The 26,315-nt window shown below is 60.9% G+C and carries 22 protein-coding genes and 2 tRNA genes; 12 read left to right on the forward strand and 12 right to left on the reverse strand.

What is annotated here, in order from left to right; all coding sequences use genetic code 11:
• The first annotated feature begins 64 nt into the window (after nucleotides 1-64).
• The 12 genes from tpiA (at nucleotide 65) to NPS46_RS21425 (ending at nucleotide 10,959) form a co-directional block, all read left to right on the forward strand.
• Complete coding sequence (gene tpiA / locus NPS46_RS21370) at nucleotides 65-820, forward strand: triose-phosphate isomerase (RefSeq protein WP_274110718.1); 756 nt, start codon at nucleotides 65-67, stop codon at nucleotides 818-820.
• 4 nt (nucleotides 821-824) lie between these two features.
• Nucleotides 825-1,208, forward strand: coding sequence for a preprotein translocase subunit SecG (gene secG / locus NPS46_RS21375; protein WP_274110719.1), 384 nt, complete (start codon nucleotides 825-827; stop codon nucleotides 1,206-1,208).
• Nucleotides 1,209-1,236: 28 nt separating this feature from the next.
• Nucleotides 1,237-1,322: transfer RNA gene (locus tag NPS46_RS21380), tRNA-Leu, on the forward strand.
• 97 nt (nucleotides 1,323-1,419) lie between these two features.
• Nucleotides 1,420-1,496, forward strand: a tRNA-Met gene (locus tag NPS46_RS21385).
• Between the two features lie 130 nt (nucleotides 1,497-1,626).
• Complete coding sequence (gene rimP, locus NPS46_RS21390) at nucleotides 1,627-2,085, forward strand: ribosome maturation factor RimP (protein ID WP_274110721.1); 459 nt, start codon at nucleotides 1,627-1,629, stop codon at nucleotides 2,083-2,085.
• A gap of 47 nt (nucleotides 2,086-2,132) precedes the next feature.
• Nucleotides 2,133-3,614, forward strand: coding sequence for a transcription termination factor NusA (gene nusA / locus NPS46_RS21395; RefSeq protein ID WP_274110723.1), 1,482 nt, complete (start codon nucleotides 2,133-2,135; stop codon nucleotides 3,612-3,614).
• 27 nt (nucleotides 3,615-3,641) lie between these two features.
• Nucleotides 3,642-6,158, forward strand: a complete 2,517-nt coding sequence (infB, locus tag NPS46_RS21400; RefSeq protein WP_274110725.1) for a translation initiation factor IF-2 — start codon at nucleotides 3,642-3,644, stop codon at nucleotides 6,156-6,158.
• A gap of 158 nt (nucleotides 6,159-6,316) precedes the next feature.
• Nucleotides 6,317-6,703, forward strand: coding sequence for a 30S ribosome-binding factor RbfA (rbfA, locus tag NPS46_RS21405; RefSeq protein ID WP_274110726.1), 387 nt, complete (start codon nucleotides 6,317-6,319; stop codon nucleotides 6,701-6,703).
• A 3-nt stretch (nucleotides 6,704-6,706) separates the two neighbouring features.
• Entirely contained in the window at nucleotides 6,707-7,624 is a 918-nt protein-coding gene (gene truB / locus NPS46_RS21410) for a tRNA pseudouridine(55) synthase TruB (RefSeq protein ID WP_274110728.1), read from the forward strand.
• A 117-nt stretch (nucleotides 7,625-7,741) separates the two neighbouring features.
• Complete coding sequence (gene rpsO / locus NPS46_RS21415; protein ID WP_002555121.1) at nucleotides 7,742-8,011, forward strand: 30S ribosomal protein S15; 270 nt, start codon at nucleotides 7,742-7,744, stop codon at nucleotides 8,009-8,011.
• A 178-nt stretch (nucleotides 8,012-8,189) separates the two neighbouring features.
• The gene (pnp, locus tag NPS46_RS21420; RefSeq protein ID WP_274110763.1) at nucleotides 8,190-10,295 is read left to right on the forward strand and encodes a polyribonucleotide nucleotidyltransferase; all 2,106 of its coding nucleotides are present in this window, start codon (nucleotides 8,190-8,192) and stop codon (nucleotides 10,293-10,295) included.
• A gap of 310 nt (nucleotides 10,296-10,605) precedes the next feature.
• Nucleotides 10,606-10,959, forward strand: a complete 354-nt coding sequence (locus tag NPS46_RS21425) for a BON domain-containing protein (RefSeq protein ID WP_274110764.1) — start codon at nucleotides 10,606-10,608, stop codon at nucleotides 10,957-10,959.
• A 170-nt stretch (nucleotides 10,960-11,129) separates the two neighbouring features.
• Here the strand turns inward: NPS46_RS21425 and NPS46_RS21430 are convergent, their stop codons facing one another.
• The 12 genes from NPS46_RS21430 to NPS46_RS21485 all read right to left on the reverse strand — a co-directional run bounded on the left by NPS46_RS21430 (nucleotide 11,130) and on the right by NPS46_RS21485 (nucleotide 26,065).
• Entirely contained in the window at nucleotides 11,130-11,432 is a 303-nt protein-coding gene (locus tag NPS46_RS21430; RefSeq protein ID WP_274110766.1) for a DUF2845 domain-containing protein, read from the reverse strand.
• Complete coding sequence (locus NPS46_RS21435; protein ID WP_274110768.1) at nucleotides 11,429-14,362, reverse strand: DUF748 domain-containing protein; 2,934 nt, start codon at nucleotides 14,360-14,362, stop codon at nucleotides 11,429-11,431. Before NPS46_RS21435 ends, NPS46_RS21430 begins: the two co-directional genes overlap by 4 nt.
• A gap of 105 nt (nucleotides 14,363-14,467) precedes the next feature.
• Entirely contained in the window at nucleotides 14,468-15,484 is a 1,017-nt protein-coding gene (locus tag NPS46_RS21440) for a class I SAM-dependent rRNA methyltransferase (protein WP_274110770.1), read from the reverse strand.
• A gap of 130 nt (nucleotides 15,485-15,614) precedes the next feature.
• Nucleotides 15,615-16,796 (reverse strand): acetyl-CoA C-acetyltransferase, encoded by a 1,182-nt coding sequence (locus tag NPS46_RS21445; protein WP_274110771.1) that lies wholly within the window; start codon nucleotides 16,794-16,796, stop codon nucleotides 15,615-15,617.
• A 137-nt stretch (nucleotides 16,797-16,933) separates the two neighbouring features.
• Nucleotides 16,934-17,806 carry an oxygenase MpaB family protein gene (locus tag NPS46_RS21450; protein WP_274110773.1) on the reverse strand — a complete coding sequence of 291 codons (873 nt, stop codon included), beginning with the start codon at nucleotides 17,804-17,806 and terminating at the stop codon, nucleotides 16,934-16,936.
• A 48-nt stretch (nucleotides 17,807-17,854) separates the two neighbouring features.
• Nucleotides 17,855-19,792, reverse strand: coding sequence for an acetate--CoA ligase (acs, locus tag NPS46_RS21455; RefSeq protein WP_274110775.1), 1,938 nt, complete (start codon nucleotides 19,790-19,792; stop codon nucleotides 17,855-17,857).
• A 121-nt stretch (nucleotides 19,793-19,913) separates the two neighbouring features.
• Complete coding sequence (gene pgi, locus NPS46_RS21460) at nucleotides 19,914-21,578, reverse strand: glucose-6-phosphate isomerase (protein ID WP_274110777.1); 1,665 nt, start codon at nucleotides 21,576-21,578, stop codon at nucleotides 19,914-19,916.
• Nucleotides 21,579-21,781: 203 nt separating this feature from the next.
• Nucleotides 21,782-22,162: an aspartate 1-decarboxylase gene (gene panD / locus NPS46_RS21465; protein WP_274110778.1), complete on the reverse strand. Its 381-nt coding sequence runs from the start codon at nucleotides 22,160-22,162 to the stop codon at nucleotides 21,782-21,784.
• Nucleotides 22,163-22,269: 107 nt separating this feature from the next.
• Nucleotides 22,270-23,130 (reverse strand): pantoate--beta-alanine ligase, encoded by an 861-nt coding sequence (panC, locus tag NPS46_RS21470; protein WP_274110780.1) that lies wholly within the window; start codon nucleotides 23,128-23,130, stop codon nucleotides 22,270-22,272.
• The gene (gene panB, locus NPS46_RS21475) at nucleotides 23,127-23,927 is read right to left on the reverse strand and encodes a 3-methyl-2-oxobutanoate hydroxymethyltransferase (protein WP_274110782.1); all 801 of its coding nucleotides are present in this window, start codon (nucleotides 23,925-23,927) and stop codon (nucleotides 23,127-23,129) included. Before panB ends, panC begins: the two co-directional genes overlap by 4 nt.
• Before the next feature lie 247 nt (nucleotides 23,928-24,174).
• Nucleotides 24,175-24,666: a 2-amino-4-hydroxy-6-hydroxymethyldihydropteridine diphosphokinase gene (gene folK / locus NPS46_RS21480; RefSeq protein ID WP_274110784.1), complete on the reverse strand. Its 492-nt coding sequence runs from the start codon at nucleotides 24,664-24,666 to the stop codon at nucleotides 24,175-24,177.
• Nucleotides 24,667-24,670: 4 nt separating this feature from the next.
• Nucleotides 24,671-26,065 carry a polynucleotide adenylyltransferase PcnB gene (locus NPS46_RS21485; protein WP_274110786.1) on the reverse strand — a complete coding sequence of 465 codons (1,395 nt, stop codon included), beginning with the start codon at nucleotides 26,063-26,065 and terminating at the stop codon, nucleotides 24,671-24,673.
• Nucleotides 26,066-26,315: the final 250 nt, after the last annotated feature.

The following is a 26,315-nucleotide window of genomic DNA, read 5'->3' on the forward strand; positions in this document are numbered from 1 at the left end:
TCGGCTTGCCAGTGATGATGCGGTTGGGTAACATCTGCGCCCACTTTGACCGACGAGGTACAGCATGCGTCGCCCTATGGTTGCTGGTAACTGGAAGATGCACGGTACCCGCGCCAGCGTCGCTGAGCTGATCAAGGGGCTTCGTGGTCTGGCTTTGCCGAGCGGTGTCGATGTCGCGGTTTTCCCGCCATGTCTGTACATCACTCAAGTGATTGACGGCCTTAAAGGCAAGTCGATTGCGGTCGGTGCGCAAAACTCGGCTGTAGAGCCGATGCAGGGCGCACTGACCGGTGAGATTGCGCCGAGTCAGTTGGTTGATGCCGGTTGCTCGCTGGTTCTGATTGGGCATTCGGAGCGCCGCCAACTGATGGGCGAACGTGATGGAATGCTCAATCGCAAGTTTGCCGCTGCGCAGGCTTGTGGCCTGACCCCGGTGCTCTGCATTGGCGAGACGCTGGAGCAGCGCGAAGCCGGCAAGACGCTCGAGGTTGTAGGGCGTCAGTTGGGCAGCATCATCGAAGAGTTGGGTGTAGGTGCTTTTGCCAAGGCGGTTATCGCTTACGAGCCGGTCTGGGCCATTGGCACTGGACTGACAGCAACACCGCAACAAGCGCAGGATGTGCACGCCGCCATCCGCGCGCAGTTGGCGACAGAGAATTCTGAAGTGGCACGAGGTGTGCGGCTTCTATACGGCGGCAGCGTGAAGGCGGCCAATGCGGTCGAACTGTTCGGCATGCCGGATATCGATGGGGGGCTCATTGGTGGAGCTTCCCTGAATGCAGATGAGTTCGGTGCGATTTGTCGCGCCGCGGGAAACTGAGAAAATGCTGGAAACAGTCGTAGTCGTTTTTCATCTGTTGGGTGCTCTGGGCGTTGTCGCCTTGGTATTGCTGCAACAGGGCAAAGGTGCGGACGCTGGCGCGTCTTTCGGAGCAGGTGCATCAAATACTGTGTTCGGAAGCCAAGGTTCCTCTACCTTTCTTAGTAAGTTTACTGCTATACTTGCCGCAGGTTTTTTCATAACCAGCTTGGGGTTAGGTTACTTTGCTAAAGAGAAAGCTCAAGAGCTGACTCAAGTAGGTTTGCCAAATCCAGCAGTTCTGGAAGTTCCAAAGCAACAACCGGCTTCTGATGATGTTCCGGTGCTTCAAGAGCAAAAGTCGGCTACTGATGTGACTGACGTACCTCAAGCTCCTGAGCAGAAGTAAGAAGGTCCAAGGCTGTAAATGTTGTATTGCCGAGGTGGTGGAATTGGTAGACACGCAACCTTGAGGTGGTTGTGCCCATAGGGTGTAGGGGTTCGAGTCCCCTTCTCGGTACCAATTAGTCAGGAGAGCCCGCGATTGCGGGCTTTCTTGCAGGTGGAAGGTTGGATTGACCCTGTAGGGGATCAGTCGTATACTTCCGCCCCAGCTTTGTCGCGGGGTGGAGCAGTCTGGTAGCTCGTCGGGCTCATAACCCGAAGGTCGTCGGTTCAAATCCGGCCCCCGCAACCAGTTTTAGCGGAGCCCCTTTTCAGGGGCTTTTTGTTAGCTGGACACTTTATGACGCCGTTGTTCGACGGCGTATCAGGGATGGGCGCTTCGCCCATTTTTTATTTGCAAAAGCATGCACGAGGGGGTTCATGTGTCGAGCAAGCTAGAACAGTTGCAGGCCTTGTTGGCCCCGGTGGTCGAGGCTCTTGGCTATCAATGTTGGGGGATCGAGTTCGTCTCCCAGGGTCGACATTCACTGCTGCGTATTTATATCGATAAAGAAGAGGGTGTCCTGGTGGACGACTGCGCGATTGTCAGTCGCCAGGTCAGTGGCGTGCTGGATGTCGAAGATCCAATCACCTCTGAATACACCCTTGAGGTTTCTTCTCCAGGCATGGAACGCCCGCTGTTCACCCTTGAACAGTTTGCCTCGCATGCCGGGGAACAAGTGAAAATAAAGCTGCGCTCGCCTTTTGAAGGTCGACGCAACTTTCAGGGCCTTCTGCGCGGAGTGGAAGAGCAGGATGTCGTGGTGCAGGTAGAAGACCACGAGTTCCTGTTGCCGATCGATTTGATCGACAAGGCCAACATTATTCCCAGTTTTGACTGAGACGCGGATCCCGCGGATCCAATGGCTTGCGAAAGGCGAGGCGTACGATGAGCAAAGAAGTACTGCTGGTTGTTGAGTCGGTATCCAATGAAAAGGGCGTACCGGCAAACGTTATTTTTGAAGCGCTGGAGCTGGCTCTGGCCACCGCTACTAAAAAGCGTTTTGAAGACGAAGTCGATCTGCGTGTGGAAATCAATCGCCACACCGGTAACTATGAAACTTTCCGTCGCTGGACTGTGGTCGAGGACGAGGATCTTGATGATCCGGCCATCGAATTGGCCGTCGACCAGGCCCAGGAAAAACAGCCAGGCGCGAAGGCCGGCGATATCGTTGAAGTCAAAATCGACTCCATCGAATTCGGCCGCATCGCTGCTCAGACCGCCAAGCAGGTCATCGTGCAGAAAGTGCGCGAAGCCGAGCGGGCTCAGGTCGTGGATGCCTATCGCGAGCGCCTGGGAGAAATCATCTCCGGCACCGTGAAGAAAGTCACTCGCGACAACGTCATTGTCGACCTGGGCAACAATGCCGAGGCGCTGTTGGCGCGTGAAGACATCATTTCTCGTGAGACTTTCCGCGTGGGTGTGCGTCTGCGTGCACTGCTCAAGGAAATTCGCACGGAAAACCGTGGCCCTCAATTGATCCTTTCGCGCACCGCGCCTGAGATGCTGATCGAGTTGTTCCGCATCGAAGTGCCGGAAATTGCCGAAGGTCTGATCGAAGTGATGGCCGCTTCTCGTGATCCTGGATCGCGAGCTAAAATTGCCGTCCGTTCCAAGGACAAGCGCATCGATCCGCAAGGTGCCTGCATCGGCATGCGCGGTTCGCGCGTCCAGGCGGTATCGGGCGAGCTGGGTGGTGAGCGTGTAGATATTGTCCTGTGGGACGATAACCCTGCCCAGTTCGTGATCAATGCCATGTCGCCGGCGGAAGTCGCGGCAATTATCGTTGACGAAGATGCCCATGCCATGGACATCGCCGTTGGCGCAGACAATCTGGCTCAGGCCATCGGTCGCGGTGGTCAGAACGTACGTCTGGCCAGCCAGCTCACCGGCTGGACCCTGAACGTGATGACCGAATCGGACATCCAGGCCAAGCAGCAAGCTGAAACCGGCGACATCCTGCGCAACTTCATCGAAGAGTTGGAAGTCGACGAAGAATTGGCGCAGGTACTGGTCGATGAAGGCTTCACTAGCCTGGAAGAGATTGCCTACGTACCGTTGGAAGAAATGCTCAACATCGACGGCTTTGACGAGGAAATCGTCAACGAGCTTCGCGCTCGGGCCAAGGATCGTTTGTTGACTAAAGCCATCGCTACTGAGGAAAAGCTGGCAGACGCCCATCCGGCCGAAGACCTGCTCTCGCTTGAGGGTATGGACAAGGATTTGGCGATGGAACTGGCGGTGCGCGGCGTAATTACCCGCGAAGACCTGGCCGAGCAGTCTATTGACGACCTGCTCGACATCGACGGCATTGACGATGATCGTGCCGGCAAGTTGATCATGGCCGCCCGAGCCCATTGGTTCGAGTAATTAGGCGCGGCCTGAGGAGAGAAGTGCATGACGCAAGTCACGGTGAAACAACTGGCCGATGAGGTCAAAACACCGGTAGAGCGCCTGTTGCAGCAGATGCGTGAGGCAGGTCTGCCGCACAACGCCGCCGAGCAGAATGTGACCGACAGTGAGAAGCAAGCTCTGCTGACTCACTTGAAAAGCAGCCACAAGGCTAAAGTGGAAGAACCGCGCAAGATCACTTTGCAGCGTAAAACCACCAGTACCCTGCGCGTTGCTGGCAGCAAGAGCATCAGCGTTGAAGTTCGTAAGAAGAAAGTTTTCGTACAGCGTAGCCCGGAAGAAATCGAAGCCGAGCGTCAGCGTGAGCTGGATGAGCGCCGTGCGGTAGAAAACGCTGCTCGTCAGAAGGCTGAAGAAGAAGCCAAGCGTCGCGCTGAAGAAGATGCGCGCCGCCAGCCTGCAGCAGAACCTGTTGCTGGTGCAGCGGTTGCTGCTCCGGCTCCGGTCGCCGAGCCTGTGCGCGAAGCTGCCCCGGTTGCCGCCGCAGCGCCAGCTGCCGATGCGCGCAAGCGTGACGAACAGCGTCGTCCCGACAAGCCACGCGCTGACGATAACAATCGTCGCGGCGGCGGTGAGGGCGATCGCAAGAACGCTCCGCATCGTGCTTCGGTCAAGGAAAAGGCGCCAGCGCCACGCGTTGCTCCACGTACTACCGACGAAGAAAGCGATGGCTTCCGTCGCGGTGGTCGCGGCAAGGCCAAGCTGAAGAAGCGCAATGCACACGGTTTCCAGAGCCCTACCGGCCCTGTGGTGCGTGATGTGAAGATCGGCGAGACCATCACGGTCGGCGATCTGGCGCAGCAGATGTCGGTGAAGGCTGCCGAAATCATCAAGTTCATGTTCAAGCTGGGCACTCCGGTGACCATCAACCAGGTGCTGGATCAGGAAACTGCCCAACTGGTTGCTGAAGAACTGGGCCACAAAGTGACCCTGGTCAGCGATACCGCCCTGGAAGATTCCCTGGCCGAGTCGCTGAAGTTTGAAGGCGAGACGTTCTCCCGTGCACCGGTTGTGACCGTAATGGGCCACGTTGACCACGGTAAGACCTCGCTGCTCGACTATATCCGTCGTGCCAAGGTAGCGGCTGGCGAAGCCGGTGGTATTACCCAGCACATCGGTGCCTACCACGTTGAAACCGAACGCGGCATGGTCACCTTCCTCGACACCCCAGGTCACGCCGCGTTTACCGCCATGCGTGCCCGTGGTGCCCAGGCGACCGATATCGTGATTCTGGTTGTGGCGGCAGACGACGGCGTGATGCCGCAAACCATTGAAGCAGTCCAGCATGCCAAGGCTGCCGGCGTTCCTCTGGTCGTGGCAGTCAACAAAATCGACAAGCCGGGCGCTGATCTTGATCGCATCCGTAGCGAACTGTCGGTTCACGGCGTGACTTCCGAAGAGTGGGGCGGTGATACGCCGTTCGTTCCAGTGTCGGCGAAAGTCGGTACCGGTGTTGACGAGCTGCTCGAAGCGGTCCTGCTGCAGGCCGAAGTTCTGGAACTCAAGGCAACCCCTTCGGCTCCAGGCCGTGGTGTTGTGGTTGAGTCGCGTCTCGACAAGGGCCGTGGCCCGGTTGCGACCGTTCTGGTTCAGGACGGTACGCTGCGTCAGGGTGACATGGTCCTGGTCGGTTCGAACTATGGCCGCGTGCGTGCCATGCTCGACGAGAACGGCAAGCCAATCAAGGAAGCCGGTCCTTCCATTCCGGTCGAGATTCTCGGCCTGGACGGTACCCCGGACGCTGGCGACGAGATGAGCGTGGTTGCCGACGAGAAGAAAGCCCGTGAAGTGGCTCTGTTCCGTCAAGGCAAGTTCCGCGAAGTCAAGTTGGCCCGTGCTCACGCCGGCAAGCTGGAAAATATCTTCGAGAACATGGGCCAGGAAGAGAAGAAGACGCTTAACATCGTCCTCAAATCCGACGTCCGTGGTTCCCTGGAAGCTCTGCAGGGCGCGCTCAACGGCCTGGGTAACGACGAAGTGCAAGTGCGCGTAGTCGGCGGCGGCGTCGGTGGTATCACCGAAAGCGACGCCAACCTGGCCCTGGCTTCCAACGCTGTACTGTTCGGCTTCAACGTGCGTGCCGATGCTGGCGCACGTAAGATCGTCGAGCAGGAAGGTCTGGATATGCGTTACTACAACGTCATCTACGACATCATCGAAGACGTCAAGAAAGCCCTCACCGGTATGCTTGGTAGCGACGTCCGGGAGAACATCCTGGGTATCGCCGAAGTTCGCGATGTGTTCCGCTCGCCGAAGTTTGGCGCGATCGCCGGCTGCATGGTGCTCGAAGGTGTTGTGCACCGTAACCGTCCGATCCGTGTACTGCGCGAAGACATCGTTATCTTCGAAGGCGAGCTGGAATCCCTGCGCCGCTTCAAGGACGACGCTTCCGAAGTACGTGCCGGCATGGAATGCGGTATCGGCGTCAAGAGCTACAACGACGTCAAGGTCGGTGACAAGATCGAAGTCTTCGAGAAGGTCCAAGTGGCTCGCAGCCTCTAAGTCGCGAGCTTCAAGAGCCATGAAGGGTCGACGCATTTCCATGCATCGCGCTGCTTCTGGACTCTAAACGCAACGCCCGGTCCGGCTTCTGCCAGGCCGGGCGTTTGCCGCTTTCAGACCGCATGGGTTTCCCATGGGGCAGTAACAGGTAACAAGACATGGCAAAAGAATACAGCCGTACCCAGCGTATCGGCGATCAGATGCAGCGTGAGCTGGCCCAACTGATCCGTCGTGAAGTCAAAGATCCACGCGTTGGCCTGGTGACCATCACCGCTGTTGAAGTCAGCCGTGACGTGGGTCACGCCAAGATCTTCATCACCGTGATGGGGCAGGACAGCGCCGAAGATATCGCGCAAAGCATCAAGGTGCTCAATGCCGCCGCAGGCTTCCTACGCATGCAGTTGGCCCGTGAAATGAAGCTGCGCAGCGTTCCACAGCTGCATTTCCATTACGACGAAAGCGTAGTGCGCGGTGCTCATCTGTCGGCGCTGATCGAGCGAGCGGTGGCTGAAGACAGCCAGCACGCAGAAGACTCGAAGGAGTAACGAGTGGCTCAGGTCAAGCGTATCCGTCGAAACGTCAGCGGTATCATCCTGCTCGACAAGCCCCTGGGCTTTACGTCCAATGCGGCCCTGCAGAAGGTCCGCTGGCTGCTCAATGCCGAGAAGGCTGGCCATACCGGCAGCCTCGACCCACTGGCCACTGGTGTGTTGCCGCTGTGTTTCGGTGAGGCCACCAAGTTCTCCCAGTACCTGCTCGATTCTGACAAGGGTTATGAAACCCTGATGCAGATGGGCAAGACCACCACCACGGCAGATGCTGAAGGCGAGGTTTTGCAAACCCGTGAGGTGACCGTCGGTCGTGCCGATATTGAAGCGGTTTTGCCAAGATTTCGCGGTCAAATCAATCAGATACCGCCGATGTACTCGGCGCTCAAGCGTGATGGCCAACCTCTTTACAAGCTGGCCCGGGCCGGGGAAGTAGTGGAGCGCGAACCGCGTTCTGTTACTATTGCGCGCTTGGAATTGCTCGCCTGTGAAGGCGAGACCGCCCGCCTGGCGGTGGATTGCAGCAAAGGCACCTATATTCGGACTCTGGTCGAAGATATAGGCGAAGCCCTGGGCTGCGGTGCGTACGTTGCACAATTGCGACGGACCCAGGCCGGTCCCTTCAGCCTGGCCCAGACGGTCACGCTCGAAGAGTTGGAACAGGTACATGCCGAAGGCGGCAACGAGGCGGTCGACCGCTTCCTGATGCCATCGGACAGCGGCCTGCTGGATTGGCCGCTGCTGCACTTCTCGGAACACAGTGCGTTCTACTGGCTCAATGGCCAGCCCGTACGTGCCCCGGATGCACCGAAGTTCGGCATGGTCCGCGTACAGGATCACAACGGTCGCTTTATCGGTATCGGTGAAGTGAGCGAGGACGGGCGCATCGCGCCACGTCGACTGATTCGGTCAGAATGACCGAACGAGGGTGGCTGTTAATAGGCACGGTCACTTCTCATTTTTAAATACGAGGGTTTGCCCTCGGCCTATTGAAATCGTTCTTCGGAGCGGTTTCCTGATAAAAGGATTGCCCACATGGCACTCAGCGTTGAAGAAAAAGCTCAAATCGTAACCGACTACCAGCAAGCTGTAGGTGACACTGGTTCGCCAGAAGTGCAAGTTGCACTGCTGACCGCCAACATCAACAAGCTGCAGGGTCACTTCAAGGCCAACGGTAAAGACCACCACTCGCGTCGTGGCCTGATCCGTATGGTAAACCAGCGTCGTAAGCTGCTGGATTACCTGAAAGGTAAGGACGTAAGTCGTTACAGCGCCCTGATCGGTCGTCTGGGTCTGCGTCGCTAATCAGCGATTGCGCTAGAGGTTGGTTGTTTGCTGTGCGTTGGCGGGTTTCCCGCCGGCGCATGGCAGGCTCCCAGCCTCAAGTTTTATCTGGACAGTCGAAGTCGGGCCGAATCCCGGCACTGCCCAAGAATTCGCAAGAAACCAGTTCCCCCAAGAGCCACAAAGAAGGTAGGACACCGTGAACCCGGTAATCAAAAAATTCCAGTTCGGTCAGTCGACCGTCACCCTCGAGACTGGCCGTATCGCCCGTCAGGCCTCCGGCGCAGTATTGGTCACTGTTGACGACGACGTCAGCGTATTGGTGACTGTAGTTGGCGCCAAGCAAGCTGATCCGGGCAAGGGCTTCTTCCCTCTGTCCGTGCACTACCAGGAAAAAACCTACGCTGCCGGTAAGATCCCTGGCGGCTTCTTCAAGCGTGAAGGCCGTCCTTCCGAAAAAGAAACCCTGACTTCGCGCCTGATCGATCGTCCGATCCGCCCGCTGTTCCCAGAAGGTTTCATGAACGAAGTGCAGGTTGTCTGCACCGTGGTTTCCACCAGCAAGAAAACCGATCCGGACATCGCTGCGATGATCGGTACTTCGGCTGCCCTGGCGATCTCCGGCATTCCTTTCGACGGCCCAATCGGCGCCGCTCGCGTGGCTTTCCATGAAAGCACCGGCTACCTGCTGAACCCGACTTACGAACAACAGAAAGCTTCGAGCCTGGACATGGTCGTAGCCGGTACTTCGGAAGCCGTACTGATGGTTGAATCGGAAGCCAAAGAGCTGACCGAAGACCAGATGCTGGGCGCGGTACTCTTTGCTCACGACGAATTCCAGGTCGTGATCAACGCCGTTAAAGAACTGGCGGCCGAAGCGGCCAAGCCAACCTGGACCTGGGCTGCTGCCCCGGAAGCCACCGCACTGCTGGGCGCGATCCGTGCCGAGTTCGGTGAAGCGATCTCCCAGGCTTACACCATTACTGTCAAAGCCGACCGTTACGCGCGTCTGGGCGAGCTGAAAGACCAGGTCGTTGCCAAACTGTCCGGTGAAGAAGGCCAGCCTTCGGCTGCCGACGTCAAAGCCGCATTCGGCGAGATCGAATACCGCACCGTTCGCGAAAACATCGTTAACGGCAAGCCGCGTATCGATGGCCGTGACACCCGCACCGTGCGTCCGCTGAATATCGAAGTCGGCGTGCTGCCCAAGACTCACGGTTCGGCGCTGTTCACCCGTGGCGAGACTCAGGCTCTGGTCGTTGCAACTCTGGGTACTGCCCGTGATGCACAGCTGCTGGACACCCTGGAAGGCGAGAAAAAAGACCCGTTTATGCTGCACTACAACTTCCCGCCGTTCTCGGTGGGTGAGTGTGGCCGTATGGGCGGCGCGGGTCGTCGCGAGATCGGTCACGGCCGTCTGGCCCGTCGTTCGGTTCAGGCCATGCTGCCAGCCGCCGACGTGTTCCCGTACACCATCCGCGTGGTCTCGGAAATCACCGAATCCAACGGTTCGAGCTCGATGGCATCGGTTTGCGGTGCCTCCCTGGCACTGATGGACGCTGGTGTACCGATGAAAGCGCCGGTTGCCGGTATCGCCATGGGCCTGGTCAAGGAAGGCGAGAAGTTCGCTGTCCTGACCGACATCCTGGGTGACGAAGACCACCTGGGCGACATGGACTTCAAGGTTGCGGGTACCGCCCAGGGCGTTACTGCACTGCAGATGGACATCAAGATCAAAGGCATCACCGAAGAAATCATGGAGATCGCTCTGGGCCAAGCCCTGGAAGCGCGCCTGAATATCCTCGGCCAGATGAACCAGATCATTGCCCAGTCGCGTACCGAACTGTCGGAAAACGCTCCGACCATGATCGCGATGAAGATCGACACCGACAAGATCCGTGATGTCATCGGTAAAGGCGGTGCCACCATCCGCGCGATCTGTGAAGAAACCAAGGCTTCGATCGATATCGAAGACGACGGTTCGATCAAGATCTTCGGCGAAACCAAGGAAGCGGCAGAGGCAGCTCGCCAGCGCGTACTGGGTATCACCGCTGAGGCCGAGATCGGCAAGATCTACATCGGCAAGGTCGAGCGTATCGTTGACTTCGGTGCCTTCGTCAACATCCTGCCGGGCAAGGACGGTCTGGTTCACATCTCCATGCTGAGCGATGCTCGCGTTGAGAAAGTGACCGACATCCTGAAAGAAGGCCAGGAAGTCGAAGTACTGGTACTGGACGTGGACAACCGCGGCCGTATCAAGCTGTCGATCAAAGACGTTGCAGCAGCCAAGGCTTCGGGCGTTTAACGACCCCTTAGCCGCGCTAGAGAGAGGACCCTTCGGGGTCCTTTTTTTATGGGCGTGCCAATCAGCCGTCATTGCGTGGCGAATCACTGTTGGGCGTGCGGGGAAATGACCGTCGCAAATACTGCAACTTGCATGCCGATTGCCGAGGGGTCATGCAAAGTGCACGATCAGCAATTTTGGGTGTGTTTGTAAGTTATTGATTTTAAAGTATTTAATTTTATAAAAAGATTGGCACGGCGCCTGCAATAGTACGGTTAACCCTGCGGCCAGGACACGGCGCAGGCTTTCCAGAAGAACAGGAGTTACTCGTATGAAGAAGTTCGCTATCGCTGCCGCAACTGCTACTGCTCTGACCCTGACCATGGCTAACGCAGCGTTTGCTGCCCAGCCGGCTTCTCAGGCACCGCTGATGGTTGCCACGGGTGAAGTCACCAAGGCCAAGGAAGCGACCTCTGACACCTGGATCACCACCAAGGTCAAAGCTGACCTGGTTACCGAGAAAGGCATTCCAGGCACTGATATCAAAGTAGAAACCAACAAAGGCGTGGTTTCCCTGTCCTCCACCGTCGCGATCACCGATGCCCAGAAAGAGATGGCAGTGGCCATCACCAAGAAAGTCAAAGGTGTGAAAGCCGTATCGGCTGATGGGCTGAAATCCGAATAACCAGGATCTCACTCGCCGGAACCGGGAGTCGGTTGCCGGGCAGATAACAGAGTTGTCTGCTCAGCGGCCCTGAAGGTTCATGCGAAAGGCCACAAGGATGTAGCCATTACAGGCCCCGATGCTTTGCGTCGGGGCCTGTTCTATTGGGAAGGGGAAAAGGGGCGGCTGGTTCAGTTACCGCGCTTGCTATCGATATTGACCAGGCGGTTACCTTCAAAGCGCAGGTATTGGTACATGCCATTGGTGGGTCCATAGACCCACTCCTCGACCTGGACTTCCTCGCGCCAGTTGGCGCTGCGCTTGTAGCCGATGGTATCCCTGAACCGCGGCTCGCCACATTTGCGCAGGACCTCCGAGGCGCGGTCGCCAAAGCTGACCAGTTGGCTGCCGCAACGCAAGGTATCGGCGGCCTGCGTCGCCAGCGCTGTCAGCCCCAGGCCAAGGCTCAGGATAAGGCGCGGTAGTAGGCTCATTCGCTGTCCAGGTGCAGGGGGGTGATCACCCGGCCGTCGCTTTCGGCCTCGCCAAGGGTCGCGTCGATAAAGTAGACGCGGTCGTCATCCAGTTGGCCCTGGTCGACCAGGAAGTCCTTGATACTGCTGGCCCGATCCTGCCCGAGTTGGCGCAACAGCGGCGTGCTTTCGCTCCACGACTTGAGCACGCCTTCACGCAGCTTGGCTGTGCGCTCGTCACGACTGAGCTGCGTCCACTCGGCCGGTGGTTGCTGTTTGAGGCGCGCGCGATAGATGCCCTCGAGCATCGGCGCCTTCTCGTCTTCCGGGACCTGCAGCAAGGACGCCTGGGCCGGGACCTTGTCGCCACGGCGCTGGAGCATCTTGTAGTAGGTGCTTTGGTACTCACGCTCCAGGCGCTGCTGGGCAATCAGCGGGCCGTCGACGGCCTGGGCGCTGGTGCCTTCGATTTCCAGGCGCAGGTTGGGACGTTCCTTCAAAGCAGCGGCCAGCGTCGTCAGCGCTGCTTGGGCGTCCTTGCTCAGCTCGCTGGAGCCGGGGGCGAAGGACACCGTGCCCAGGTCCTGGGCATCGCCGCCGCTGACCAGGCCGCCGATAAACTTGAAGGGCGCCGTGGCCGCGCGTACCACCAGGTTGCGCAGGGTCTGCCAGACAATAGGCATCACGCTGAATTGCGGGTTGTTAAGGTCGCCGGAAATCGGCAGCTCGATGGAAATCTTGCCATCGCTGTCCTTGAGCAGGGCGATTGCCAGTTTGATCGGCAGGTCCACCGCATCCGGGCTGTCGACCTTCTCACCCAGTTGCAGTTGCTCGACCACCACCTTGTTCTCGGCCTTGAGCTGGCCCTGGGTGATCAGGTAGTGCAGGTCGAGGTTCAGGCGGCCCTTGCGGATGCGATAACCGGCGAACTTGCCAGAGTAGGGCGTCAGGGTCGTCAGCTCGACACGCTTGAAGCTGGTGGCGATATCCAGGCTTGCCATGGGGTCGAAGGGGTTGAGCGCACCCTTGATGGTCACCGGCGCATAGCGGTCGACTTTACCCTTGATATCGACGCTGGCCGGCTTGGCCTGGCGGCTGTCGATGGTGCCGATCTGGCCGTTGAGTTGCTGGATGGCGGTGGCGAAGTTGGGGGTCAGGCTGAAGTCGGCAAAGTTGGCCGAGCCGTCATTGATGGCAATGCCGCCAATATGAATGGCCAGCGGCTTGTCATTGGCCGGTGCGCTTTTGGCCGAGCCCTTGCTGTTGCCGGCCGGTTGCGGGATCAACAGGTCATCGACGTTGGTGGTGCGGTCGTCGTTGATCATAAAGCGTGCATAGGGCTGGTACAGGTTGACGCGGTCAATCGACAGGCTGTTGCCATGTTGATAGCTCAAGCCTTCGACCACCAGCTTCTGCCATTTGACGAAGTCGCGGGTCTTGAGGGTGTCCAGCGTGTGCAACTGATCGACCTGGGCCCGGCCGGTCACGCTCAGTGCCAGGGGTTCGGTGCTTTTCAGGTTGACGTCCAGATCGCTGCCGAGCATGCCGCTGCGCAGTTCCAGGCGGATAAAGGGGCTGATATAGGACTGGGCGACACGCAGGTCGATGTCCCGGGTGGTGACTTTGAGCTGGGCACTGACCGGGGCGAGATTGACCTCGCCCGTGGCGCTGACCTTGCCCTGTTTACCCACGCCGCTGTCGAGCTTGAGGGTAAAGGGTGACTGATTGAGGCTGTCGAAGTTCTGCAGATCCAGGTTCAGCGGGCCGACATCCAGGGCGACGGCAGGCTTGGCCGAGCGGTCGGCCAAGTGAACGCGATAGTCGCGCAGTTGTACATCCTTGAGCAGCACCTGCCAGGGCTTGGCCGGAGCCGCGGGCTCGGCGGGCGGTGTGTCGGCAGTGGCCGGTGGCTCTTCCTTGGCGGCGTCCTTCGCAGCAGGCTTGGCTGGCTGGCTGGCGAACAGCTTCTGCCAGTCGAGTTGGCCATCGGCCTCAAGGCCGGCCCAGGTTTCCAGCTTCTGGCTGCGGATTTTGCCGACGATAACGTGCTGTTTGGCCAGGTCGATCGTGGTCTCGCTGACGTCCAGACGTTCCAGCCGCGCCAGCGGGCGACCATCCGGGGCATTGATGGCAAAGGGCGCGATACTGGCCGAGGTGTTGCTGAGCAGCATCTCGGTTTCTTTGGCCAGGTTGAGCTTGTAGTCGGTGCTGAAGCTCAGGACGCCCTCTTCGAGGACCAGCGGCACCGCATCGCGTACATAGGGCCACCAGGCTTTCATTTTGCCGTCGGTGACCTTCAGTGTGCCTTCGGAGGCGATGGGGACCAGGCTGAGATTGCCGGTCCAGTCGATGCGCCCACCCTCGGGCCCGGCCGCGACCAGGGTCATGTCGGCGTTGTCCTCGGGCAGGGTGCTGAGGTTTTTCAGCTCCAGGTCCAGGGCGTCGTAGAGAAATTCGATGGGCTCGCTAGGGCGCAGGTCTTCAAAATGCAGGTAGCCGCCGGCCAGCTTGATGTGGTCGATGCGCAGGGGAAACGGTTGGCTGTCCGGGTTGGCCGGCGTGGGTTCGCTGGCCGGCAGTTTGAACAGCTGCGCGAGGTTGAGTTTGCCGTCCTTGCCGAACAGGAGTTCGGTGCGCGGCTTGTCCAGCTGGACATCGGCCAGGTGCAGGGCTCGGGTCCACAGGCTATCGATTTGCAGGTTGGCGTAGAGCCGTTCGAAGGCGATCTGCTCCTTGCCCGGTTCGCCGATATTCAGCCCCCAGAGGGTCAGCTCCAGGCTGAAGGGGTTGAGCTCCAGGCGCTCGATGCGGGCGGGCACCGTGGCGTAGTTCGCCAGTTGCTGGTTGGCGATGCGCAGGGCGATGCCCGGCAAAACAAGAAATCCCAGCAAGCTATATAGCGCGAGGACGGTCAGCAAGGCGCCGAGGGCGCGTATCAATCCTTTGGGCATGTGAGGCGTCGTCTCTCTCGGTCACAGATGCTCTGGAGTATGGCACGCCTTGGCGGTTGCGAAACACCCTGGCGCTATTCGCCTGACGTGCCTATCCAGGTAGGTTTATAGCTGAAGAATCAAGGTCTTCAGCGGTGGTTGGCCATCCTGCGACGGAAAGTCGGCGGCAGGCACGAGTACCTGCCAGTCCCGTACGGGACGTCCGGCTTTCTCGGCGCAGCGCAGGACCTGCTCACGCCAATCGTCCATGGCGACTTTTGCCAGGTTGTTGCAGCAAATCAGCACGCCGTTGTCCGCGGTGGCGAGCAGGGCTGGTTTGAGCAGGCTCTGATAGTCGCGCAGCAGGTCGACCGTGCCGAAGGCGCTTTTGGCCCAGGCGGGCGGGTCGAGCAGAACCAGATCGTATTGGCGCGGGTCCAGTCGTGGGTAGCTGGGCAGCTTCTGGCCACGGCGCTGGGTAATCGGCAAGCCGGCAAGTTGGCGGATGGCGGGGAAGTAGTCCGACTGGATAAAGTCCATGGTCGGCAGCGCGGGATTCAGCCTCCCGTTCTCGCGACCCACGGCCAGGTTGCCTTCGGCGAAGTCGACGTTGCACACCTCGCTCGCACCGCCAGCGGCCGCGCTCAGGCCGACGCCGCAGGTATAGGCAAACAGGTTGAGCACGCTTTTCCCGGCGCTGTGTTGCTTGACCCAGCCGCGAGCGGCACGCAGGTCGAGGAACAGCAGGGGGTCCTGGCCAGGGTGGCGGCCGCGGACGCGGTAGTTCAAGCCCCATTCCCGGCCGACCAGATCGACCAGTGCGGCGTCTTCGGCGCGGTAGACCGGATCATCGCGGTCGATGCGCGAGTTGCCACGCGAGCGGTCGTTGTAGACCAGCAGCAGATCCAGGCCCAGATGGGCATTGACCTGGCCGTGCAACGCCAGTAGGGCTTCGCGCTCCAGTGTCTGGTGAAAGCTCTGCACCAGCAGTTGCGGGCCATAGCGGTCGATGGTCAGGCCGCCACAACCTTCCTGGCTACCATGGAACAGCCGATAGCAGTCGGTGTCCTGCTGATGCAGTTCGGCAAGCAGCGCCTGGCGTTGGTCGAGGGCGGCGCGCAGCGCCTGATTCAAGGAGGACATGCACGGCGCCTTGGGTGGGATCGGGCGCGAGAGTTTATCAGACCAGGGCGCGCGGACCTGCTCTTGATCGAGGACCGTATGCAGGGCCTCGATCGCGAGCCGGTTCACTGCTGTCAGGCAGAGGCGCCGATCAGTCCCGCTGCAGAGCCAGGGCCACGCCCTGGCCACCGCCGATGCACAGGGTTGCCAGGCCTTTTTTGGCGTCGCGCTTGAGCATTTCATGCAGCAGGGTCACCAGCACGCGGCAGCCTGAGGCGCCGATGGGGTGGCCGATGGCAATGGCACCACCGTTGACGTTGACCTTGCTGGCATCCCACTGCAGCTCCTGGCCAACCGCCAGGGCCTGGGCGGCGAAGGCTTCGTTGGCTTCGATCAGGTCCAGGTCGCCCAGGTTCCAGCCGGCCTTGTCCAGGCAACGGCGTGTGGCGCTGACCGGGCCGATGCCCATGATGGCCGGATCAACGCCGGCATTGGCATAGGCGGCGATTGTTGCCAGTACCGGCAGGCCCAGGGCCTTGGCTTTGGCGGCGCTCATCAGCAGGACCGCCGCCGCGCCGTCGTTCAGGGACGAGGCATTGCCGGCCGTGACGCTGCCGTCCTTCTTGAAGGCCGGCTTGAGTTTGCTCAGGGATTCGGCGCTGGTCCCGGCGCGCGGCTGCTCGTCGGTGGCGAAGGCCAGCGGGTCGCCTTTGCGCTGGGGAATCAGGACCGGGGTGATTTCATCGACAAAGCGCCCGGCTTCGATGGCGGCCACGGCTTTTTGCTGGGAAGCGGCCGCAAAAGCGTCCTGGGCTTCGCGGCTGATGTCGTACTTGGCCACCAGGTTCTCGGCGGTAATGCCCATGTGATAGTCGTTGAAGGCATCCCACAGGCCATCGCTGATCATGCTGTCGATGACCTGGGCATGGCCCATGCGCAGGCCGGTGCGCACGCCGGGCATGATGTAGTTGGCCAGGCTCATGTTTTCCTGACCGCCGGCGATGATGATCTCGGCGTCGCCGCATCGAATGGCCTGGGCGCCCAGGTGCAGGGCCTTGAGCCCCGAGCCGCAGACCTTGTTCAGGGTCAGGGCCGGTACGGCAAACGGCAGGCCGGCCTTGATCGCGGCCTGGCGTGCGGGGTTTTGCCCGGCGCCGGCGGTCAGCACCTGGCCCATGATCACTTCGTCGACCTGGGCCCCCTCGAGGCCGGTCTGGGCCAGCAGTTGGCGGATCACGGCGGCGCCGAGCTCGACCGCCGGCACAGTGGCCAGCGAACCCTGGAAGCTACCGACCGCAGTACGGGTAGCGGCGACAATTACGACATCTTGCATGGCGGGTCCTCAAGGTCAGGGGGCGACGGTCAGCGCGAGCACCGACCGCGAATGGGCGCATGTTTGCATACAATTCGCCGCGGGCTCCAATCGTGAACCGAGCGGTCGCAATGTGTTCGACGAGTCTGCTCTGCGGCTTAGCTCAGCAGGCCCATACGTCGCCGTGCGCGATGCACCGAGCCATTGCGCACGGCCCAGCGCAACAGCGGCGCACTGCGTTTGACGCTGGCGCGGATCATCTGCCGTTGCAGCGGGCTTTGCGACAGGCCGAGTTGAGCGCTGGCCCAGTCGGGCAGCAGGTCGATGCCGGCCTGCATCATCAGGGCGCCGAAGGGCTTGGCCAGGCGGCTGGGGGCCGGGGCGGCCAGGAGCAGGCGCAGGACTTCACGGCTGCGTTCATCACACTGCAGTTGCGGGCGGATGGCTTGCAGGTAGTCGGCCACGGCTTGGCGCGAGCGCGGGACATCCCGGGCGCCGAGGCGCTCGGCGACCACGGCGATTTCCTCGTAGTAACGGTCCTGGTCGGCAGGCGACAGGCCAGGGTTGCGATAGCGCAGGTGGGCGGCGAGGAAGTTGCTGACCTCGGCCACATGCACCCAGGTCAGCAACTGCGGGTCGCTGGCGGCATAGGGACGGCCATCCGCGGCGGTGCCGGTCACTTGCAGGTGAATGGTGCGCACCTTGTCGATCAGCCAGTCGGCATCGCGGGTCGAGCCGAAGGTGGTGCCGGAAATAAACTGCCCGGTGCGACGCAGGCGGCCGAGCATGTCTTCGCGAAAATTCGAGTGGTCCCATACGCCGGCCAGCGCCAGTGGATGCAGGGCCTGCAACATCAGGGCGCTGATGCCGCCGATCAGCATGCTGCTGAAATCGCCGTGCACCTGCCAACTGATCGAGTCCGGCCCGAACAGTCCGGGGTCGCCCTTGGGGTTTTCCAGGTCGAGTTGGCCGAGGGACAGGCCCGTCAGGCTCATGATCTGGGTTTCAATGCGGTGGCGGATAAATTCCATGAGAACTCGGGCAGTAAGGCGGCGAAGCCGAGACTTCGCCGCCAGGGGTCAACGGTTGAGGCGCTTGTCGATCAGTCCTTCGACGACGCTGGGATCGGCCAGCGTCGAGATGTCGCCCAGGCTGTCCAGTTCATTGCAGGCAATCTTGCGCAGGATACGACGCATGATCTTGCCTGAACGGGTCTTGGGCAAGGCGGATGCCCACTGGATCAGTTCCGGCTTGGCGAAGCTACCGATTTCCTGGCTGACATGGGCCAACAGTTCTTTTCTAAGCGTTTCGCTGGGTTCGATGCCTTTGATGGGGGTGACGAAGGCATAGATTCCCTGGCCCTTGAGGTCGTGGGGATAACCGACCACGGCGGCTTCGGCGATGTTGTCGTGCAGCACCAGGGCGCTTTCCACCTCGGCGGTGCCGATGCGATGGCCGGAGACGTTGATCACATCGTCGATCCGCCCGGTGATCCAGTAGTCGCCATCCTCGTCGCGGCGCGCCCCGTCGCCGGTGAAGTAATAGCCGGGGTAAGGCTTGAAGTAGGTCTCGACCATCCGCTGTGGATCGCCATACACGCTGCGTATCTGTCCAGGCCAACTGGCCTTGATGGCCAGTACGCCACTGCCGGCGCCTTCGATGAGCTGGCCCTGCTCGTCCAGCAGCACCGGCTGTACGCCAAACATCGGCTGGGTGGCGCACCCGGGCTTGACCCGGCTGGCGCCGATCAGGGGCGTCATCATGATGCCGCCGGTTTCGGTCTGCCACCATGTATCGACAATGGGGCAGCGCTGTTTGCCGACCTGATGGAAATACCATTCCCAGGCTTCCGGGTTGATGGGTTCGCCGACGCTTCCCAGCAGGCGCAAGCTTTCACGCGAAGTGCCTTGGAGCGGCTGGGGTCCTTCGCGCATCAGGGCGCGCAGGGCGGTGGGCGCGGTGTAGAAGATATTGACCTGGTGTTTGTCGATCACTTCCCAGAAACGCGCGGGACTCGGGTAGTTGGGCACACCTTCATAGATCAGGCTGGTGGCGCCATTGGCCAGCGGCCCATAGACGATGTAGCTGTGGCCTGTAACCCAGCCGACATCGGCGGTGCACCAGAAGACTTCGCCAGGGCGGTAGTCGAACACGTACTGGAAGGTCATCGTCACTTGCAGCAGGTAGCCGCCGGTGGTGTGCAGCACGCCCTTGGGTTTGCCGGTGCTGCCGGAGGTGTAGAGGATAAACAGCGGATCCTCGGCGGCCATGGGCTCGGGCGGACAGTCGCCGCTGCTCGACTGCATGGCCTGGTGATACCAGATATCGCGGCCTTCCACCCAGCTCACATCGGCCTGGGTCCGTTCGACCACCAGCACCGTCGTGACCTTTGGGCAGCTGTGCAGCGCCTTGTCGACATTGTGCTTGAGGGCGACGTATTTGCCGCCGCGCACGCCCTCATCGGCGGTAATCACGGTGTGGCAGTCGGCATCGAGGATCCGGTCACGCAGGGAGTCGGGGGAAAAACCGCCGAAGACCACCGAATGCACGGCGCCGATCCGTGTGCAGGCGAGCATGGCGTAGGCGGCTTCGGGAATCATCGGCATGTAAATGCAGACCCGATCGCCTTTCTTTACGCCCCGGCTTTTCAGCACATTGGCCAGTCGGCACACGTTGTGATGGAGTTTTCGGTAGGTGATTTGCGCCGATTCGCTCGGGTTGTCACCTTCCCAGATCAGGGCGATCTGGTCGCCGCGCTCGGCGAGATGACGGTCGATGCAGTTGTAGCTGACATTCAATTGCGCGCCTTCGAACCAGCGGGCTTCGCCGGTCTTCAGGTCCCATTGCTGGACGCGGTCCCAGGGTCTGGACCAGTCGAGAAAGCGCGTGGCCTGCTCGGCCCAGAAGGTATCGGGTTGTTCAATGGATTGGCGATAGAGACGCAGGTAGTCGTCGTGGCTCAGTTGAGCGGCCTGGCGTACGGCGTCGGCGTGGGGAAATGTGCGGATATCGAACATGGCGGTTCCTTGTTCTTGTTCTGCGACAAGTCCTAAGGGTGCGCCCAGCAGCGTGAGGGTTCAAGAGGGGGGCGTTAACGCGAGCAGATACAGACGGCCTGTTCCGCTCGCGAGAGGAGGGTCAACCGCGGTGACGGCCGCGGAAATAGTTGATCAGGCCCTGGGTCGACGGGTCGTCGGCCGGCTCTTCGATACTGCCGGTCAGGCGGTTGTAGACGCCTTTGCCCAGCTCTTTGCCCAGTTCCACGCCCCATTGGTCGAAGGCGTTGATGCCCCAGATCACGCTCTGGACAAACACCTTGTGTTCATACAGCGCGACCAGCGCACCCAGGCGACGCGGGCTGATGCGTTCGACCACCAGGGTATTGCTCGGACGGTTGCCCGGGATCACCTTGTGCGGGGCGAGCTTTTGCACCTCGGCTTCGGCCAGGCCTTTTTCGCGCAGTTCGCTCTCGGCTTCGGCGCGGGTCTTGCCGAGCATCAGGGCCTGGCTCTGCGACAGACAGTTGGCATACAGCCACTGATGATGGTCGGCCACGGGGTTGAAGCTGACGATAGGCACGATAAAGTCGGCCGGAATCAGCTGGGTGCCCTGGTGCAGCAACTGGTGGTAGGCGTGCTGGCCGTTGCAGCCGACGCCGCCCCAGATCACCGGACCGGTGTCGGTAGACACGGGCGAACCGTCCTGGCGCACGCTCTTGCCGTTGGATTCCATGTCCAACTGCTGCAGGTGCTTGGTGATGTTGCGCAGGTAGTGGTCGTACGGCAGGATCGCGTGGCTTTGCGCGCCCCAGAAATTGCCGTACCAGACGCCCAGCAGGGCCAGGAGCACAGGCATGTTCTGTTCGAACGGCGCGTTTTGGAAATGCTGGTCCATGGTGTAGGCACCGGACAGCAGCTCCTTGAAGTTCGACATGCCGATGGCGAGCGCGATAGGCAAGCCGATGGCCGACCACAGCGAGTAGCGCCCGCCGACCCAGTCCCACATCGGGAAGATGTTTTCTTCGCGGATACCGAAGGCCACCGCTGCCGCGTTGTTGCTCGAGACCGCGATAAAGTGGCGGTACAGCTCGGCTTCCGAGCCACCCTGGGCCAGGTACCAGGCGCGGGCTGCCTGGGCGTTCTTCAGGGTTTCCAGGGTGTTGAAGGACTTCGACGAGACGATAAACAGGGTGGTCTCGGCGCGAATTTTCGCCGACAGTTCGTGGAATTCACTGCCGTCGATATTGGCCAGGTAGTGGCAACGCACCCCTTTCTGGGCGTAGGACAGCAGGGCTTCGGACACCAGTTCCGGGCCGAGGAAGGAGCCGCCGATGCCGATGTTCACCACATCGGTGATCGGCTTCTCGGTGTAGCCGCGCCATAGACCGTCGTGGATACGTCCCACCAGCTCGGTGATCTGGTTGAGCACCTTGTGGACATCCGGCATGACGTTGACGCCATTGACCGACAGCTTGTCGCCCACCGGGCGGCGCAAGGCCGTATGCAAGGCCGGGCGGCCTTCGGAAGCGTTGACCAGTTCGCCGGCGAACAGCGCCTTGATGGCGGCCTGTAGGTCGACTTCGTTGGCCAGCCCGACCAGCAGGTTGCGGGTTTCGCTGGTGATCAGGTTTTTCGAGTAATCGAGAAACAACCCGCAGCTGCTCAGGGTGAACTGATTGAAGCGTTGCGGATCGGCATTGAAGGCCTCGCGCATGCTGAAGTGCTGCATGTTTTCGCGGTGTTGATTCAGCGCTTGCCAGGCGGGCAGAGCGGTAACGTCATGAGGAGTGCGGTAGTACGCCATCGCTGCGGGTTTCCTTTAACTTGAACTGCCTTTTGGACACGAGATCTTGCGAAACGTCCTGCGCTGAAGCTCGGCTCTAACCGGAACGTCCACGGGGCTTATCAGGGCTGTGTGGGCGCGACTACAGTAAACCTAGCGCACGTTTGTGTCTGCGCTTTGTCTGACCGCCAATCTTCGGTTTCATTGCCGCCGGTACGTCTGGCTCAGGCCACCTGGACCGGGATCGAATGGCTGGTATGGCTCAGTTCGTTGCCCGGTGCCATATAGAGCATGCGTGGCTTGAAATTCAGCAACTCGGCTTCGCTGTAATGAGCGTAGGCGCAGATGATCACCCGGTCGCCCACGGTGGCCTTGTGTGCGGCGGCGCCGTTGACCGAGATCATGCGCGAGCCTTCTTCGCCACGAATGGCGTAGGTGGTGAAACGCTCGCCATTGTCGACGTTGTAGATCTGGATCTGTTCGTACTCGTGAATCCCGGCCAGGTCCAGCCACTCGCCATCAATGGCGCAGGAGCCCTCGTAGTCGAGCACCGCGTGGGTCACTTGCGCCCGGTGCAATTTGGCTTTAAGCATGATGGCGTGCATGGGGTGCTTCCTCGGTCGAATCCTCGAACGGAAGGCCGCAGGCACACTGCCAGCCCTCCAGGGCGGCGGCAGTTTGCCCGAAGCCAGAGGCCCGGGCAATCGGGCTGTTAAGCCGGCTCGTCGAGGTTCAGATGCAGGTTGTCGATCAAGCGTGTCGTGCCGAGGAAGGCCGCGACCAGGATCACCAGATCGCGGTCTGCCGGAGCGGCGGTGTTGAGGTTGATCGCGTGGCGGATTTCCAGGTAATCCGGGCGAAAGCCGCCGTCGGCGATGGCCTGGTTATGCCTGGCGAGCAGGGCGGGGTAGTCACGCTCGCCCTGGCGAATGGCCTCGGCGATCTGGCTCAGATGGCGGTACAACTGCGGGGCGAGCGCGCGCTGCTCGGGGCTGAGAAAACCATTGCGCGAGGACAATGCCAGGCCGTCTTCGGCTCGGACCGTGGGTTCGCCGATGATCTGGACCGGCATGTTCAGGTCCTGGACCAGCGCACGGATCACCGCCAGTTGCTGGTAGTCCTTCTGGCCGAACACCGCGAGATCGGGCTGGACCATATTGAAGAGCTTGCTGACCACGGTCGCCACGCCTTCAAAATGCCCCGGGCGGCTGGCACCACACAGACCATCGGTCAATTGCGGCACGCTGACCCGGGTCTGCCCGCTCATGCCGTCGGGGTACATTTCCTCAACGGTGGGCGCGAACAGGAGGTTACAGCCGGCCTGGAGCAGTTTTTCCTGGTCGGCGGCCAAGGTGCGCGGGTATGTGTTGAGGTCTTCGTTGGCGCCGAACTGCAGCGGGTTGACGAAAATGCTCGCCACGACAAAGTCCGCGCGCTGGGCGGCCTTGGTGATCAGGGCGGTGTGGCCGCTGTGCAGGTTGCCCATGGTTGGCACGAACGCGATGCGCTTGCCCTCGCTGCGCGCACGCGCAACGGCAGCGCGCAGTTCACGGACGGTCTTGACGGTATTCATGCGCTGAACTCGTGCTCGGTGGCTGGGAAGGTGCCCGCTTTGACTTGCGCGACATAAGCGCTGATGGCCGCCTGGATACTGCTCTGGCCGGTCATGAAGTTCTTGACGAATTTCGGCACGCGGCCGCTCAGGGACAGGCCCAGCATATCGTGGAGTACCAGCACCTGGCCGTCGGTCGAGTTGCCGGCGCCGATACCGATGACCGGGATCTTCACGGCCTGGGTAATCTCCTGGGCCAGCTCGCGCGGTACGCACTCGAGCAGCAGCATGGCTGCGCCGGCCTGCTCCAGGGCAATGGCGTCGGCACGCATCTGCCGGGCCTGGGCTTCATTGCGGCCCTGGACCTTGTAGCCGCCGAGGATGTTCACCGACTGCGGGGTCAAGCCCATATGGGCGCAGACCGGGATACCGCGCTCGGCCAACAGGCGGATCGAGTCGGCCAGCCAGGCGGCGCCTTCGAGTTTGACCATGTGGGCGCCGGCCCGCATCAACTGGGCGCTGTTGTTCAGCGTCTGTTCGACGGTGGCGTAGGCCATGAATGGGAGATCGGCGACGATCAGTGCGCCCTGGTTGCCGCGTTTGACGCTGGCCGTGTGGTAGGCCAGGTCAGCGGTGGTGGCTGGCAACGTGCTGTCATGCCCTTGCAGAACCATGCCCAGTGAGTCGCCGATCAACAGTACGTCGACACCGGCCTCGCAGCAGGTGTGGGCGAAGGTGGCGTCATAGCAGGTCAGCATGGCGATCTTCTCGCCTTTCTGCTTGAGGCTCTGCAAGGTGGTCAGAGTGATATCCGGCATGAAAATGATCCTCGGTCAGGCGCTGTGAAAACTGCTGCGGGCAACGCGCGTGATTCATCGGTAAATACAGGCGCACCCTCTTCGGCGATGCTTTTATGGCCTGATTTGCGCCCGGGTGTACCGCTCGGGCGGTAACGGGACGCCTATAGTCGTGAGGAGAACTCTGGAAGTCAATTGAGTGTGTTACCGCTTTGTTACGCTGGCAGTGTTACCGGCGTTACGGATGCGATTCAGCACGCGTCGGCACTCAGGTCGCTGCAGCGTCGATGCGTTCCAGGCCAACAAAGGGGCAGGCGGCGAGTAGGTCGCTCAGGCACCGGCCGTCGGCCAGGCACACATCGGTGCCGGCCAGTTCGGCCAGCGGGTAGAGGACAAAGGCGCGAGCGTGCAGTTGATAGTGCGGCACCTTGAGCCGTGATTCATCGATCAGGCGCTCGCCAAACAGCAGGATATCCAGGTCCAGCGTGCGCGGGCCCCAGCGCTCGAGTCGCTCGCGGCCCTGGTCGTTTTCGATGGCTTGCAAGGCATCGAGCAACGCCAGTGGCTCAAGGCTGCTGTCCAGGGCGGCGACCGCGTTGGTGTAACGCGGCTGGCCGGGCAGCAGGGAGTCGCTCTGGTAGAAGGATGAAACACCCGCCAGCCGGGTTTCAGGCAGTTGCTCCAGGGCCGCGAGAGCGTGGCGCAGTTGCGCTGCCGGCTCCGCGAGGTTGCTGCCCATGCCGATATAGATGCGTTCCATCGGTTTACTCGCCTGCGCCGTCCGCGCCACGCTTGCGCTTGGCACCGCTGCTGCGTCGACGTTTGCGCGGTGCACCAGAGCCGCCGTCGTCCTTGCTGCCAAGGTCGCGAATCATCTCGCGGCGCTCGCTGTCATTGGCGTCCTGGTAGTCCGTCCACCATTCGCCCAGGCCATCGGTCTGCTCGCCGGCGCTTTCGCGCAATAGCAGGAAGTCATAACCGGCCCGAAAGCGTGGATTGTCCAGCAGCGCGTCAGCACGCTTGCCGCTGCGGCGCGGCAGGCGCTCCTGCATATCCCAGATTTCACGGATCGGCAGGGTGAAGCGCTTGGGAATAGCAATGCGCTGGCACTGTTCGCTGATCAGTTCGTGGGCGGCTTCCTGCATGGCCGGGATCGGCGGCATGCCTTGTGCCTGCAGGCGCAGTACGCGAGCCGGCAGGGCGGGCCAGAGCAGGGCGGCAAACAGGAAGGCCGGGGTTACCGGTTTGTTCTGTTTGATACGCAGGTCGGTATTGATCAGGGCCTCGCTGATCAGCGTGTGGGTATACGTTGGGTTGTGTTCGAGGGCCTCGGCACTGGCTGGGAACAGCGGGTCGAACAGTTCCAGGTCAACGAGCATCTCGAAGGTGTCCGCGGCGTACCCGGAAAGGAACAGCTTGAGTACCTCTTCGAACAACCGGGCCGAGGGGATTTCCCGCAGCATGGGCGCCAGGCCACGGATCGGTAGGGCGGTGTGTTTTTCGATGCCGAAGTTCAGCTTGGCGGCGAAGCGTACGGCCCGCAGCATCCGCACGGGGTCTTCCTGGTAGCGCTGAGTCGGATCGCCGATCAGGCGGATCAGGCGATTGCGAATATCGTGAACGCCATTGGCGTAGTCGAGGATGCGCTCGCTGACCGGATCGTAATACAAGGCATTGATCGTGAAGTCGCGGCGCTGGGCGTCGTCTTCGAGGGTGCCGTAGACGTTGTCGCGCAGAATGCGTCCGCTCTCGTTACGCGAGGACTGGTTGCTGTCTTCCTCTTCGTCGTCTTGCGGATGATTGGCGCGGAAGGTCGCGACCTCGATGATTTCGCGACCAAAGTGGATATGGACCAGCTTGAAGCGTCGGCCGATGATCCGCGCATTGCGAAACTCGGCGCGGACCTGCTCGGGGGTAGCGCTGGTGGCGACGTCGAAATCCTTGGGCGTGATATTGAGCAGCATGTCGCGCACGCAGCCACCGACCAGATAGGCCTGGTAGCCGGCGTTCTGCAGGCGCTCAACAATGTTCACCGCGTAGCGGCTGAACTGCGCTCGCTGCAGCGAATGCTGACCGCTGTTGAGCACTTCAGGCGTGCTGCGCAAGTGTTGCGTACGACGCAAGGGAGAACGGAAGGACTGGAACAGCTTCTTCAGCATGGGATGCACTGTTTGAAGGAATGTTCGGCCATAACGAAGAATGACCGCATGATGGGCGGGGATTCTAGCATTTAGTCGGGGGATGGTGTAGGAAGCTGCGCGGTACGATTTGTACGTGGCGGGTTCAAGCGGGGCAGGGGGCCGGAACGGCGGAAACTACAAGGGGAGCCGAAGCTCCCCCAGAAGTAGTTGCGTGCTCTATTTTTATTATGGGTTCGGGCTTTTTGTTTTTATTGATCGCCCTAGTCAC

Source organism: Pseudomonas putida, from assembly GCF_028682395.1.
In the GTDB taxonomy this organism is placed as follows: Bacteria; Pseudomonadota; Gammaproteobacteria; order Pseudomonadales; family Pseudomonadaceae; genus Aquipseudomonas; species Aquipseudomonas putida_AB.

Bases quoted from the DNA above. Each gene is read 5' to 3' on its own strand.
- tpiA (WP_274110718.1), top strand. From the start codon at position 65: ATGCGTCGCCCTATGGTTGCTGGTAACTGGAAGATGCACGGTACCCGC.
- secG (WP_274110719.1), top strand. From the start codon at position 825: ATGCTGGAAACAGTCGTAGTCGTTTTTCATCTGTTGGGTGCTCTGGGC.
- nusA (WP_274110723.1), top strand. From the start codon at position 2,133: ATGAGCAAAGAAGTACTGCTGGTTGTTGAGTCGGTATCCAATGAAAAG.
- infB (WP_274110725.1), top strand. From the start codon at position 3,642: ATGACGCAAGTCACGGTGAAACAACTGGCCGATGAGGTCAAAACACCG.
- rbfA (WP_274110726.1), top strand. From the start codon at position 6,317: ATGGCAAAAGAATACAGCCGTACCCAGCGTATCGGCGATCAGATGCAG.
- rpsO (WP_002555121.1), top strand. From the start codon at position 7,742: ATGGCACTCAGCGTTGAAGAAAAAGCTCAAATCGTAACCGACTACCAG.
- NPS46_RS21425 (WP_274110764.1), top strand. From the start codon at position 10,606: ATGAAGAAGTTCGCTATCGCTGCCGCAACTGCTACTGCTCTGACCCTG.
- NPS46_RS21430 (WP_274110766.1), bottom strand. From the start codon at position 11,432: ATGAGCCTACTACCGCGCCTTATCCTGAGCCTTGGCCTGGGGCTGACA.
- NPS46_RS21435 (WP_274110768.1), bottom strand. From the start codon at position 14,362: ATGCCCAAAGGATTGATACGCGCCCTCGGCGCCTTGCTGACCGTCCTC.
- NPS46_RS21440 (WP_274110770.1), bottom strand. From the start codon at position 15,484: ATGTCCTCCTTGAATCAGGCGCTGCGCGCCGCCCTCGACCAACGCCAG.
- NPS46_RS21445 (WP_274110771.1), bottom strand. From the start codon at position 16,796: ATGCAAGATGTCGTAATTGTCGCCGCTACCCGTACTGCGGTCGGTAGC.
- NPS46_RS21450 (WP_274110773.1), bottom strand. From the start codon at position 17,806: ATGGAATTTATCCGCCACCGCATTGAAACCCAGATCATGAGCCTGACG.
- acs (WP_274110775.1), bottom strand. From the start codon at position 19,792: ATGTTCGATATCCGCACATTTCCCCACGCCGACGCCGTACGCCAGGCC.
- pgi (WP_274110777.1), bottom strand. From the start codon at position 21,578: ATGGCGTACTACCGCACTCCTCATGACGTTACCGCTCTGCCCGCCTGG.
- panD (WP_274110778.1), bottom strand. From the start codon at position 22,162: ATGCACGCCATCATGCTTAAAGCCAAATTGCACCGGGCGCAAGTGACC.
- panC (WP_274110780.1), bottom strand. From the start codon at position 23,130: ATGAATACCGTCAAGACCGTCCGTGAACTGCGCGCTGCCGTTGCGCGT.
- panB (WP_274110782.1), bottom strand. From the start codon at position 23,927: ATGCCGGATATCACTCTGACCACCTTGCAGAGCCTCAAGCAGAAAGGC.
- folK (WP_274110784.1), bottom strand. From the start codon at position 24,666: ATGGAACGCATCTATATCGGCATGGGCAGCAACCTCGCGGAGCCGGCA.
- NPS46_RS21485 (WP_274110786.1), bottom strand. From the start codon at position 26,065: ATGCTGAAGAAGCTGTTCCAGTCCTTCCGTTCTCCCTTGCGTCGTACG.